The sequence below is a fragment of the Bradyrhizobium sp. BWA-3-5 genome, from assembly GCF_032917985.1.
In the GTDB taxonomy this organism is placed as follows: domain Bacteria; phylum Pseudomonadota; class Alphaproteobacteria; order Rhizobiales; family Xanthobacteraceae; genus Bradyrhizobium.
In genome coordinates this window covers 4,723,730-4,736,427 of sequence record NZ_CP136626.1, presented here as the reverse complement: position 1 = coordinate 4,736,427, position 12,698 = coordinate 4,723,730, and the positions used below count along the sequence as shown (strand labels likewise).

The following is a 12,698-nucleotide window of genomic DNA, read 5'->3' as shown; positions in this document are numbered from 1 at the left end:
GCCGGTGTGATCGAGGTGCGCGACGAGCCTGTCCGCACTAAGCCACCGCCATGAGCCGACGGGAGCGATTCGGGCAGGTATGTGGCCTCCGTATACCCACCCGTCGCAAAGCCATCGGCGGGCTCGTGGCGCCGCAACGGATTTTATCGTAAGAGTTATTGCGAAAACGGATTTGCTCACCAATGATGCGAGAGCGCTCGTCGCGGATCGAACGAAGGTTGTCGGCGATATTGGCCGCCGACGTGGCTGGCTATTCGCGGCTCATGCATGACGACGAAGAAGCGACGCACACACGCCTGAGTGCGCTTCTGGCAGACGCCGTCGATCCGGCAATCCTGGAGCACGGCGGGCGTATTGTGAAAAACACCGGCGACGGGTTCCTGGCGGAGTTTCCGAGTGCTGTTCAAGCAGTTCGAGCTGCGTGGCAGTTTCAGAATCGCATCCACGAATTGACCGCCGATGATGCGGAAGACAGGCGCATTCTTTTCCGTGTGGGGGTCAATATCGGCGATGTCATTGTTGAGCCGCATGACATATTTGGCGACGATGTGAATGTGGCGGCGCGGCTTGAGAGTATCGCAGAACCGGGCGGCATCTGCATCTCGTCTTCCGCCTACGATCAGGTGAGCGGCAAGCTCGCGGTTGAGTTCGCCGATCTGGGAGAACAGAACCTCAAGAATATCGTTCATCCGATACGGGCCTATGCCGCCATCCGGGGCGGGTCTGGCACCGGACCGCTGGATGCCGTAATGCGTAGCAGGGCATCGGCGCCACCTCTATCAATCGTCGTGTTGCCGTTTGCTAATTTCGGCAACGACCCCGAGCAGGACTATTTCGTCGACGGGGTCACCGAGAGCTTGACCACGGACTTGTCGCGCATCAGCGGGTCATTCGTGATCGCCCGCAATACTGCGTTCACCTACAAGGGCAAGGCCGTCAATGTGAAGCAGGTCGGGCGCGAGTTGAACGTCCGCTACGTGCTTGAGGGCTCAGTGCAGCGCGGTGGCAAGCGCCTTCGCGTGAACGTGCAGTTGATCGATACGGAAACCGGCAAACATCTTTGGGCCGAACGCTTCGAGAAGCCGATTATCGATCTTTTCGATATGCAGGACGAAATCGTATCAAGGCTTGCCCAAGCATTGGATGCCCAGCTCGTTGTAGCCGAAGCACGGCGTGCCGAACGTTCGCGGGATCCCGGTGCACTGGACCTCGTCTTTCAAGGTTTTGCGTGCGTCTACAAAGGGCCGACTGCCGAGCACCTGACCCGGGCACGCAGCTTTTTCGAACGTGCCCTGCTGATTGATGCCCGAAATGTTGGGGCGCTGGTTGGCATCGCAAGCGTCGATGCGACGTTGGGGGCCTACGTGCTGACTGACGATCGGTCCGCGCTCCTCTCGACAGCCGAAACAACTGCGATCAAAGCGCTATCGTTGGACCCAGACCGGGCGCTGGCCCACAGGGTTTTGGGTACCATCTACAACATGACAAACCGCTCCGCCCTGGGGATAGCGGAATGCGAACAGGCATTGGCGCTTGATCGAAATTTGGCTGACGCTCACGCCGTTATCGGGATGGCCAAATACTATCTGGGCCGCGCTGCCGAGACTGAAGGCCATATCTTCGAGGCGTTCCGCCTCTCGCCACGCGACATCTTTGCCCACCGGTGGATGCACTTTCTAGGCATGGCGAAGATCCAGCAAGGTGCGGATGCCGAAGCCGCCGCATGGTTTCGACGAAGCCTTGAAGCCAACCGCAATTCTCCCTTCACCCATTTCGCGCTCGCCGCGACGCTGGGTTTGCAGGGCTCACTGGATGAGGCGCGGACAGCCGCAGCGGCGGGGCTGGCGCTCAACCCGGGCTTCACCATCGGCCGCTTGCGCGCCTCCCAGCCAAGCGACAATCCGACATTCCTGGCTGGTCGCGAACGCCTGTATTCAGGCATGCGCCTGTCTGGTGTACCCGAAGGGTAATGCCCGCGGAACGGTTTCGGATGCCGGCCGTTTGAGGGACGGCGCCGGGAACTCGGTGGCCGGTGTCAGAAAGCTTCGAAGGGAGGCGTCGATATCGGCATGTCTGCGTGGCACCGCTCTTAGATCCTGAGCGGACATAGTCAATCTACGCGTCCATGCCTAATTCGCCGCCGAACGGCTGCGCTTGCTGTTGGAGGCCACCACTTCGGGGTAGCCATGCAGCATCAGCTTGTCGGCCTGCACGCCCCAGCTTTCCAGGCGATCGAGGAAGCTCATGCCGAGCAGGTTGGTCTTAAGCTGCCCGCGCGGCACGACCAGCGCCGGGATCGACTTCTCGACAAGTCCGCCGACGGCAAGACGGTCGATCGTCAGCCGCGCCGCCTTGGTATGGCCACCGGCGGTTTCGAGCTCGACGTTGTATTCCAGCATCTCGATCGGCAGGCCGATCGCCTTCGCCGTCTCCCAGGTCAGCACCACGGAGGTCGCGCCCGTGTCGATCACCATCGGCGCCTTGACGCCGTTGATCTTGGCATGCAGTGCAAATTCGCCGGCCCGGCTGCGCGCGATCTGGACAGCGGGCGGTGGCTCCAGGCTGCGATGGCGCAGCATCCTCGCGACCGAGTCGCTGGCGCGCGCGATCCGGTGCGGATCGCCATAGGCGACGACGGCACCAGCGGTGCCTGCCAGCATCGCGATAACGAGAAGGATGCGGATCATCGGGCGCCTCCGCTGCTTCGTCCGAAGATTTCTCCCGAGTTCAGCTGCGCGCGGCTCGCGGCGCGATCGGCGTGAGGCCGGCTTCCGTCATGCGGGCCGCCAGCCCTTCCATCAATGCGAGCCGCTCCGCCGTGGCCATGCTGTGCCAGCGCGCAATCTCCGGCAACGTACGTCCGCAGCCGAAGCAGAGTTTGGTCTTTGGATCCATCGTACAGACTGCGATACACGGCGATTCTTTGCTCATTCCTGGATAGTGAAACGGTTTGAGTCTCCAGCGCAAGCGCTCCAACTTTATAGGCCTGTGCCGGCGTTCATGATCGGCTTGTGGCGGGGGCGCCGCTTGTCGTCGGCCGTCGTGATGGCTGGTTCTGGCTGCAGCGGCGGTGCTTCTTCCTCGGCCATCGGCGCCAGCGCGCTCATCACGCGCTCCGGCGGGAAGGTGACGATGACCTCGGTGCCGATGCGCAGTTTCGATTTCAGCGTAAAGGTGCCGCCATGCATGTCGATCAGGCTCTTGGCGATCGGCAGACCGAGGCCGGCGCCCTGTTCGGCCGATTTGATCGAGTTGGAGCCCTGGCCGAACGACGCGAGCACGACCGGGATTTCGTCCTCGGCAATGCCGGAGCCGGTGTCCTTGACGGAAAGATATTGGCCGCCGGAAGCGGTCCAGCCGACCTTGAGCCAGATATCGCCGCCCGGCGGGGTGAACTTGATCGAGTTGGAGATCAGGTTGAGCACGACCTGGCGCGTGGCGCGCTCGTCGCCCCAGATGCGCGGCATGCCGTGCTCGAACACCTCGTGAATGGTGATGCCGCGGCTGGAGGCTCGCAGCTTCAACAGGTGATGGCAGTCGGAGACGACGTGCACCAGCGACACCGCTTCCTCGTTGAGTTCGTAACGGCCGGCCTCGATCCGCGACAGATCGAGAATTTCGTTGATGAGGTTGAGCAGATGGACGCCCGAATTGTGGATGTCGGCGGAATATTCCTTGTAGACCGCCACCGCATGCGCGCCGAAGATCTCGCTCTTCATCACTTCGGAGAAGCCGAGGATCGCATTCAGCGGCGTGCGCAGCTCATGGCTCATCTGCGCCAGGAAGCGCGACTTGGCGACGTTGGCGGATTCGGCCCGGTGCCGCGCCTCGTCGGAGATCGCCTTGGCCTGCTCGAGTTCGCCGATCAGCGCATCCTTTTCGGCGCGCGCTTCCAGCGTCTGCAGTGTCGTCGAATGGAGCTGGTGCGCGAGCAGGGCGAAGTAGGCTTCGGCGGCGACCGCCAGCAGCGCCAGCGCGTAATTGTCGAAAGTGCCCCCCATCACGAAGTTGAGCGCGATCGCCGCCGTCACCGGTGCGGTCGCGGCCACCGCGGCTATCGGCAGCGTTGCCGCCAGCATGCTCGACACTGCGATCACCAGCAGCATCAGGAACATCATCATCGTGTTCGAGACGGTGTCGAGGCCGGCCGGGTGCAGCAGGATCGCGGTCCAGCACAGGCCGTAGAGCAGGTCGAGCAGGACGAAGCGGGTCTGCCATTTCTTCGTCGCGGCAAGCGACGGCTGCTCGTTGAGGAAGCGCCGGCAGTTGCGGATGATCGCGGCGTGGATGCAGAGCATGCCGCAGGTCCAGACCGCGGCGGGCACGGCATACTTCCAGAGGCCGAACAGCACGCCGGTCGAGACCACCAACAGTATGATGACGAAGGAGGCCGATACCCGGGTCGTGGCGTATTGCCGGAGCAGTTCGGTGTCGAAGGCGGGGCGCGTTCCGCTGGTTGATGTTAACCGATCCCGCGCCTCGCGCACCCGTTGTGCCGCCACGCGCCGCGTATTCACCGGTGGCGTCACCGGCGCCTCGGCCGGAAGCTGGACAACCTCGGGCTTTTCTGCGGGGTTACTCATCAAACAACACAAATCCTGCCCGCGAACTGCGCGGGCTTTTGCATTGTCTATCTGTGCCGCTAAATCATTAAGCGATGACTTAAAGAGCTAAAAATTCTCGTTAACGGGAGGTTAAAATTAACCAGCCCGTGGATGGAACCCCCGCTCCTGACGAGACATGAAGCGGGGGCCGTCGTGGTGGCCTTAACCTGTTTCCTTAACTCACCGCTCCAGGCGGGCGAGCAGGCTGGAGGTATCCCAGCGCTTGCCGCCCATCTTCTCGACCTCGGCATAGAACTGGTCGACGAGCGCGGTCACCGGCAGGTTGGCGCCGTTGCGGCGGGCCTCGGCGATACAGATCGAGAGGTCCTTGCGCATCCATTCCACCGCAAAGCCGAAATCGAACTTGCCCTCGTTCATGGTCTTGTAGCGGTTCTCCATCTGCCAGGACTGCGCCGCGCCCTTGGAGATGGTCTCGATGACAGCGGAAACGTCGAGGCCGGACTTCTTGGCGAAATGAATGCCTTCCGACAGGCCCTGGACGAGACCGGCGATGCAGATCTGGTTGACCATCTTGGTGAGCTGGCCGGCACCGGCCGGCCCGAGCAGCTTGCACATCCGAGCATAAGCGCCGGAAATGATCGGCTCGGCAGCGGCATAGGCGTCTTCCTTGCCACCGCACATCACCGTCAGCACGCCGTTTTCCGCGCCGGCCTGGCCGCCGGACACAGGTGCGTCGATGAACTTGAAGCCGGCCTTGACGGCGGCGGCGTCGAGCTCGCGGGCGACCTCGGCGGAGGCGGTGGTGTGGTCGACGAAGATGGCGCCCTTCTTCATGCCGGCGAAGGCGCCGTCAGTGCCGATCGTGACCGCGCGCAGGTCGTTGTCATTGCCGACGCAGCACATCACGAAATCCTGCCCCTCGGCCGCGGCCTTCGGCGTCGGCGCGGTGCGACCGCCGAACTTGTCCGCCCACTCCTTCGCCTTGGCTCCGGTCCGGTTGTACACGGTGACCTCGTGGCCGCCTTTTTTCACCAGATGTCCTGCCATGGGGAAGCCCATAACGCCGAGACCGAGAAAAGCGACTTTAGCCATGTGTGTTACCTTGGAGTTTTCGCCGGCGACGTTGGGCCGGCCGGACGGTGTTTTTGGACGGAGCGCACCATAACCGCTGCGCAGGGGAGGGCAACGCCTTCGTTTGGCCTGCAGGTCTCGATTTGTGCTAGGATTGGGGTTCAATAACCTCACAAAAAAGGGAGAGACATCGTATGGGCGTCAGCGTGGGCGTGCTCGACCATTTCAACATCCGGACCCGCAACCTTGCCGATACGGTCCGGTTCTATGAGGACATTCTGGGCCTGGAAAAGGGCGCCCGGCCGAACTTCGCCTTCCCCGGCGCCTGGATGTACAGCGAGGGCAAGGCGGTGGTGCACCTCGTCGATATCTCCAAGACCGATGAGGCCCAGAAGCCGGATTCCGGCGTCGTCCACCATGTCGCCTTCGCCAGCTACGGCTTTGATGGCATGAAGCGGCGGCTGGAACAGAAGGGCATGGCCTATGATTCCCGCCAGGTTCCGGGCGGCGACCTCTGGCAGATCTTCGTCAACGACCCCAACGGCGTCATGATCGAGCTGAACTATGAGGCGGCCAAGGAGCAGTCCGCCGCAGCCCCCGCCGAGCGGCGGGGTGATGTGGGAGCGCGGTAGCCTTTTGCGCTGAACCGCTCTATTGGGTCGCATCGGACTGGCATCGCGTTCTGCCACGAGGCCTTGCGCTTTCGGAGTGGCTCCGAAGCCAAACGGCCGCGCCACGAAAGCGCGCCAATACAAGCGAGTAGGGCCCGGTTCTTGAGTTGAACCGCAAGGGCTTCAGGAGATGCGCGAGTGAGCGTTACGCAGCAACAGATTCTCGATTCCCTCAAGCAGGTGGCATCCCCGCGCGGCGTGCCCCTGACGAACGCCAATGTGCTGTCGGCGATCTCGGTCACCGACGGCAAGGTGTTCTTTTCCATTAACGTCGATGCCGCCGAAGCCCGCGCCTGGGAAAGCGTGCGCGCGCAGGCCGAAGCCGCGGTGCGCGCGATCCCCGGCGTCACCACGGCAATGATCGCGCTGACGGCCGAGCGCAAGCCCGGTTCGCCGAGGCCGGAAGCTGCCCCCGCGCCACACCGGCATGCCCATGGCGTGCAGCCTGCATCCGCCCATCGGCCGCCGCAGGGACCGTCGCCGATGTCGAAACAGACGGAGATTCCCGGCGTTGCCGCCGTCATCGCGGTCGCTTCGGGCAAGGGCGGCGTCGGCAAGTCGACCACCGCGCTCAACTTGGCGCTCGGCTTGCGCGATGTCGGCCTGCGCGTCGGCCTGCTCGATGCTGATATTTACGGCCCGTCGGTGCCGCGGCTGACCGGCATCAACGAGAAGCCGCAACTCGACGACAACAGGAAGATGATTCCGATTCAGCGCTTCGGCCTTTCCATCATGTCCATCGGCTTCCTGGTCGAGGAAGACACCGCGATGATCTGGCGCGGGCCGATGGTGATGTCGGCGATCACGCAGATGCTGCGCGACGTCGCGTGGGGCACGCTCGACATTCTCGTCGTCGACATGCCGCCCGGCACCGGGGATGCGCAGCTGACGCTGGCGCAGAACGTGCCGCTGAAGGGCGCCGTGATCATCTCGACCCCGCAGGATCTGTCGCTGATCGATGCGCGCAGGGGCCTTGCGATGTTCAAGAAGGTCAATGTGCCGGTGCTCGGCATCGTCGAGAACATGAGCTACTTCCAGTGCCCGGAATGCGGTACGCGCTCGGACATCTTCGGCCATGGCGGCGCGCGCCATGAAGCTGAGCGGCTGGGGGTTCCGTTCCTGGGCGAGATCCCCTTGCACATGTCGATCCGAACCACCTCGGATGAGGGTAATCCGGTGGTCGTCAGCGAGCCGAACGGGCCGCATGCGGCGATCTACCGGGCCATCGGGACCAACGTGCGCGACCAGCTCCAGGGCGCCATTGCCGCGGCGTAAAGGCGGGCTTATCAGCCCCATAAGACTTTGGTTTAATCAGTGCAGTCATGCCTTTGTCGCGTTTTCGAGCGGCAACTTCCGTGTTAAAGCGCCCCCCGCCAGAGCCCCCGGATGACCTTGGAATTCGCCCGCCGGAGGACATGCTCGCGGAATAATGGGAAACGTCCCGTCTTAAGGAGACTTGAATGAAGCGTCGTGATTTTTTGAAGGTTTCAGCGGCCGGTGCTGCCGCGACAGCCGTTGCCTCGCCGGCGATCGCGCAATCATCGCCTGAGATCAAATGGCGCCTGACGTCGAGCTTCCCGAAGTCGCTCGACACCATCTATGGCGGGGCCGAGCAGGTGGCGAAGTACGTCGCCGAAATGACCGACAACAAGTTTCAGATCCAGGTGTTCGCGGCCGGCGAAATCGTCCCCGGCCTGCAGGCACTGGATGCGACCTCCAACAACACCGTCGAGATGTGCCACACCGTCTCGTACTATTATGTCGGCAAGGACCCGACCTTTGCGATCTACGCCTCGGTCCCGTTCGGCCTCAATGCGCGCCAGCAGAATTCCTGGTGGTACCAGGGCGGCGGCGAGGCGCTCGGCAACGAGTTCTTCAAGAAGTTCGGCGTGATCGGCTTCGCCACCGGCAACACCGGCACCCAGATGGGCGGCTGGTTCCGCAAGGAGATCAAGACCGTTGCCGATCTCTCCGGCCTCAAGATGCGCATCGGCGGCATCGCCGGCCAGGTGCTGCAGAAGGTCGGCGTGGTGCCGCAGCAGCTCGCCGGCGGCGACATCTATCCGGCGCTCGAAAAGGGCACCATCGATGCGGCCGAGTGGGTCGGTCCGTATGACGACGAGAAGCTCGGCTTCCAGAAGGTCGCGAAGTATTACTACTACCCCGGCTTCTGGGAAGGCGGCCCGATGGTCCACGCCTTCGCCAATCTCGAGAAGTGGAATTCGCTGCCGAAGAACTATCAGGCGATCCTGACCAACGCGACCGCGCACGCCAACACCTGGATGAATGCGCGTTACGACATGCAGAACCCGTCCGCGCTGAAGCGGCTGGTCGCCGGCGGCACGCAGCTGCGCCCGTTCACCAACGAAGTGCTGGAAGCCTGCCTGAAGTCGACCAACGAACTGTGGGGCGAAATCTCGGGCAAGAACGCCGACTTCAAGAAGTCGATCGACGCGATGCAGGCCTACCGCTCCGACCAGTATCTGTGGTGGCAGGTCGCCGAATACACCTATGACAGCTTCATGATCCGATCGCGCACCCGCGGCTGATTACGTCTTAAGTCGTAGAAAGCGCAGCCCGGCCTTCGCAAGAAGGCCGGGCTTTTTCGTTGCCCCGTAGCATCCGGGATGGAAATCGGGAACCGGTTGTTCCATGCTGCCCGACGAAAAGGCCTCGCCAAGAAGGCCACGACACGTTCACCAACAGGGATGGATTCGATGAAAAGAAGAGATTTTCTCAAAGTGACCGGCATTGGCGCGGCGGGCGCGGCAACGCTGGCGGCGCCGGCCATTGCTCAATCGATGCCGGAGCTGAAATGGCGCCTGACGGCCAGCTGGCCGAAGTCGCTCGACACCCTTTGGGGCGCCGTCGAGGTGATGGCCAAGCAGGTGGCCGAAGCCACCGACAACAAGTTCCAGATCCAGACCTTCGCCGGCGGCGAAATCGTTCCCGGCCTGCAGGTGCTCGATGCCGTGCAGAACGGCACCGTCGAGATGGGTCACACGGCGTCCTACTATTATTTCGGCAAGGACCCGACCTTCGCGTTCGGCACGGCGGTGCCGTTCGGACCCAACCAGCGCATCAATCAGGCCTGGTACATGCTGGGCGGCGGCAGGGAGCTGCTCAATCAGTTCTACAAGAGCTACAACGTCACGTCGTTTCTGGCCGGCAATACCGGCTGCCAGATGGGCGGCTGGTTTCGCAAGGAGATCAACACCGTCGACGACCTCAAGGGGCTGAAGATGCGCATCGGCGGCTTTGCCGGCCGCGTGATGGCGAAGCTCGGCGTCGTGCCGCAGCAGCTTGCCGGCGGCGACATCTATCCCGCGCTCGAAAAGGGCACGATCGACGCAGCGGAATGGGTCGGCCCCTATGACGACGAGAAGCTCGGCTTCAACAAGGTCGCACCGCATTACTACTATCCCGGCTGGTGGGAGGGTGGCCCGATGCTGCTCGGCATCGTCAACCTGGATAAGTGGAATTCGCTGCCGAAATACTACCAGAGCGCCATCGAGCAGGCGGGCCAGGTCGCCAATAGCTGGATGATGGCCAAATACGATCAACTCAATCCGCCATCGCTGAAGAAGCTGCTCGCAGGTGGCACCAAGCTGCACAGCTTCTCGCCGCCGATCATGCAGGCCTGTCTGAAGGCGACCAAGGAGCTGTATGCCGAGACGTCGGCTAGCAATCCCAACTTCAAGAAGGTGCTGGACTCCATGAACGCGTTCACGACCAACGGATACCAGTGGTTCCAGGTCGCCGAGCTCGGCTACGACAGCTTCATGGCGCGCAATCCGCAGGGCTGATCGCGCGACGGCTGTCTCGAAAAAATAAACCCCGGAGCGAAAGCACCGGGGTTTATTGATTCTCTTGGCTGTCATCGTCCGCCTTGTGCGCAATTGCGCACTGGGGCGGACGATCCAGTACGCCGGGGCAGTGCGGCTCAATCGCAGCTGCCGGTGAATACTGGATGCCCCGCTTTCGCGGGGCATGACAGGGAGGGAGTTTTACTCGCTACTGCTTCGGTCCGCCGAAATCCAGTGGCGGCAGCTCGATCTGCGGCACCTCGATCTTGACCTTGCTGAGATCGACGTCGAGCGGCTTGTCGAGCAGGCCGGTCACCACAGAGGGGAATGCGATCACGATCGCCACCATGGCCGCCTGCAGACCAATCCACGGTAGCGCTCCCCAATAGATGTCGGAGCTCTTCACTTCCTTGGGCGCAACGCCGCGCAAATAGAACAGCGCAAAGCCGAACGGCGGATGCAGGAACGAAGTCTGCACGTTGACGCAAATCATCACACCGAACCAGATCAGCGCTGCGTCTGGTCCGACGACCGGTGCCAGCACCTTCTGCGCGATCGGCGCCACCATCGGCAGGATGATGAAGGCGATCTCGAAGAAGTCGAGGAAGAACGCCAGGAAGAAGATGAAGAGGTTGATAAAGATCAGAAAGCCCCAGACGCCGCCGGGGATCGAGGTCAAATGGTGCTCGAGCCAGACGCCGCCGGAAACGCCGAGGAACACCACCGAGAAGCAGGTCGAGCCGATCAGGATGAACACCACCATGGTGGAGAGGCGCATCGTCGATTCATAGCCCTGCTTGATCAGGTCGCGCAGGTCGGGAATGCGGACGGCTTCCAGGCAGAGCCAGACGACGGCTAGATAGAGCACGGCGAAGGTCAGCTTGAGCACTTTGCCTTCGCCGAGGAGCATCCCGACGATCACCGCAACACCGGTAGCGGCAATGCCGAGCAGGAGCATCTTGTGCCCCTTGTCGCTGAGATCCTTGTGATGGATCGCGGCAAGAACGATCGCGCCGATCGCACCCATCGCGCCGGCTTCGGTCGGCGTTGCCAGACCGAGCATCATGGTGCCGAGCACCACGAAGATCAGCACTGCCGAAGGAATGATGCCCATCAGGCATTTTTTCCATAGCGCCCAGCCGGTCAGCGTGCGTGCTTCCTTCGGAACCGCCGGCACGTGATGCGGCAGGAAGATACCGAGGAAGAACGTGTAGCCGGCGAACAGGACGATCTGCATGATCGACGGTCCCCAGGCGCCGAGATACATGTCGCCGACCGATTTGCCGAGCTGGTCGGCCATCACGATCAGCACCAGCGAGGGCGGTACCAATTGCGTGATGGTGCCGGATGCGGCGAGCACGCCGGTGATGTAGCGGGTGTTATAGCCGTAGCGGAGCATCACCGGCATCGAGATCAGCGCCATGGCGATGACCTGGGCCGCCACCGTGCCGGTGATCGCGCCGAGGATGAAGCCGACGATGATCACGGAATAGCCGAGGCCGCCGCGGACCGGGCCGAACAGCTGGCCCATCGAGTCCAGCATGTCCTCGGCGAGACCGCACCGCTCGAGCACCGAGCCCATGAAGGTGAAGAAAGGGATCGCCAGCAGCAATTCGTTGGAAAGCACGCTGCCGAAGATGCGGCCCGGGATCGCCTGCAGGAAGTTGAGATCGAAAAATCCGAGATAGATCGACAGGAAGCCGAACGACAGGCCGAGCGCGGCCAGCGTGAAGGCGACCGGGAAGCCAATCAGCATGGCCAGAATCAAGCCGCCGAACATCAGCGGCGGCATCATCTCCAGCGTGATCATTGGGTGGGCCTCTCATACTTCGCATCGATCACGACATAACCCTGCAGCGCCGCAATGCGCTTGATCACTTCAGAGACGCCCTGCAGCGCCAGGAACACGAAGCCCACGGGCACGACGAGCTTGATCGGCCAGCGCAACAGGCCGCCGGCGTTGCTCGACGTTTCGCCTACATCGTAGGCCTGCATGAAGAACGGCCAGGACAGATAGCTGAGGAGCAGGCAGGACGGGATCAGGAAGAACAGCGTGCCGATCAGATCGAGCTTGAGCTGCCCGCGCTCGGACAGCATCAAATAGAGGATCTCGACCCGCACATGCTCGTTCTTCTTGAAGGTGTAGGAAGCGCCGAACATCACGAAGACGGCGAACATGTACCACTGCAGTTCGAGCCAGGCGTTGGAAGAGTAGCCGAACGCATAGCGGATCATCGCATTGGCGGCGCTGACCACGCAGGCTGCGAGCACAAGCCAGTTACAGATGCCGCCTAGTTTCTCATTGAGCCAATCGATTGAATTACTCAGTGCCAACAATGGGCGCATTACGCTCTCCTCGACACGTCAGTGGCGCGTGCCGGATGACTTCATTGATCTTGCGTTGCCATCGTGCGCCGGAGGCCTGGAGCCGTCGTCATGCATTCCCCACGCATGTCCGCTCCCGCGCGAAAAACGCGCGAGCCCGCAGCTCATTCGCAGATGCGATTGCAACGATACGTCCTCCCCCGTCTTGCGCTACCGCCGTCTTGTCTGCAACCCTTGGGTTGTAGCGGCCTGTTCCCGGC

At 62.3% G+C, this 12,698-nt stretch carries 11 protein-coding genes; 5 read left to right on the top strand and 6 right to left on the bottom strand.

What is annotated here, in order from left to right:
• The first annotated feature begins 182 nt into the window (after positions 1-182).
• On the top strand, positions 183-1,970 hold the full coding sequence (locus RX331_RS23015; protein ID WP_317252192.1) for an adenylate/guanylate cyclase domain-containing protein: 1,788 nt from the start codon (positions 183-185) through the stop codon (positions 1,968-1,970).
• Positions 1,971-2,129: 159 nt separating this feature from the next.
• Here the strand turns inward: RX331_RS23015 and RX331_RS23010 are convergent, their stop codons facing one another.
• The 4 genes from RX331_RS23010 to RX331_RS22995 all read right to left on the bottom strand — a co-directional run bounded on the left by RX331_RS23010 (position 2,130) and on the right by RX331_RS22995 (position 5,657).
• The gene (locus tag RX331_RS23010) at positions 2,130-2,687 is read right to left on the bottom strand and encodes a TIGR02281 family clan AA aspartic protease (protein WP_317252191.1); all 558 of its coding nucleotides are present in this window, start codon (positions 2,685-2,687) and stop codon (positions 2,130-2,132) included.
• 40 nt (positions 2,688-2,727) lie between these two features.
• The gene (locus RX331_RS23005) at positions 2,728-2,931 is read right to left on the bottom strand and encodes a DUF1289 domain-containing protein (RefSeq protein ID WP_317252190.1); all 204 of its coding nucleotides are present in this window, start codon (positions 2,929-2,931) and stop codon (positions 2,728-2,730) included.
• A gap of 47 nt (positions 2,932-2,978) precedes the next feature.
• Entirely contained in the window at positions 2,979-4,583 is a 1,605-nt protein-coding gene (locus RX331_RS23000) for a HAMP domain-containing sensor histidine kinase (RefSeq protein WP_317252189.1), read from the bottom strand.
• 201 nt (positions 4,584-4,784) lie between these two features.
• On the bottom strand, positions 4,785-5,657 hold the full coding sequence (locus tag RX331_RS22995; RefSeq protein WP_317252188.1) for an NAD(P)-dependent oxidoreductase: 873 nt from the start codon (positions 5,655-5,657) through the stop codon (positions 4,785-4,787).
• A gap of 173 nt (positions 5,658-5,830) precedes the next feature.
• Here RX331_RS22995 and RX331_RS22990 point away from each other — a divergent pair, with 173 nt between their 5' ends.
• The 4 genes from RX331_RS22990 to RX331_RS22975 all read left to right on the top strand — a co-directional run bounded on the left by RX331_RS22990 (position 5,831) and on the right by RX331_RS22975 (position 10,113).
• On the top strand, positions 5,831-6,268 hold the full coding sequence (locus RX331_RS22990) for a VOC family protein (RefSeq protein ID WP_317252187.1): 438 nt from the start codon (positions 5,831-5,833) through the stop codon (positions 6,266-6,268).
• A 177-nt stretch (positions 6,269-6,445) separates the two neighbouring features.
• Complete coding sequence (gene apbC, locus RX331_RS22985) at positions 6,446-7,582, top strand: iron-sulfur cluster carrier protein ApbC (protein WP_317252186.1); 1,137 nt, start codon at positions 6,446-6,448, stop codon at positions 7,580-7,582.
• A gap of 185 nt (positions 7,583-7,767) precedes the next feature.
• Positions 7,768-8,856: a TRAP transporter substrate-binding protein gene (locus RX331_RS22980; RefSeq protein WP_317252185.1), complete on the top strand. Its 1,089-nt coding sequence runs from the start codon at positions 7,768-7,770 to the stop codon at positions 8,854-8,856.
• A gap of 168 nt (positions 8,857-9,024) precedes the next feature.
• The gene (locus RX331_RS22975; protein WP_317252184.1) at positions 9,025-10,113 is read left to right on the top strand and encodes a TRAP transporter substrate-binding protein; all 1,089 of its coding nucleotides are present in this window, start codon (positions 9,025-9,027) and stop codon (positions 10,111-10,113) included.
• A 208-nt stretch (positions 10,114-10,321) separates the two neighbouring features.
• On the opposite strand, the gene RX331_RS22970 is transcribed toward RX331_RS22975, so the two are convergent.
• Together RX331_RS22970 and RX331_RS22965 are read right to left on the bottom strand one after the other, a co-directional pair.
• Entirely contained in the window at positions 10,322-11,923 is a 1,602-nt protein-coding gene (locus RX331_RS22970; RefSeq protein WP_317252183.1) for a TRAP transporter large permease subunit, read from the bottom strand.
• Positions 11,920-12,459: a TRAP transporter small permease subunit gene (locus RX331_RS22965; RefSeq protein ID WP_317252182.1), complete on the bottom strand. Its 540-nt coding sequence runs from the start codon at positions 12,457-12,459 to the stop codon at positions 11,920-11,922. The genes RX331_RS22970 and RX331_RS22965 overlap by 4 nt, the downstream gene beginning before the upstream one ends.
• Between the last annotated feature and the right edge of the window lie 239 nt (positions 12,460-12,698).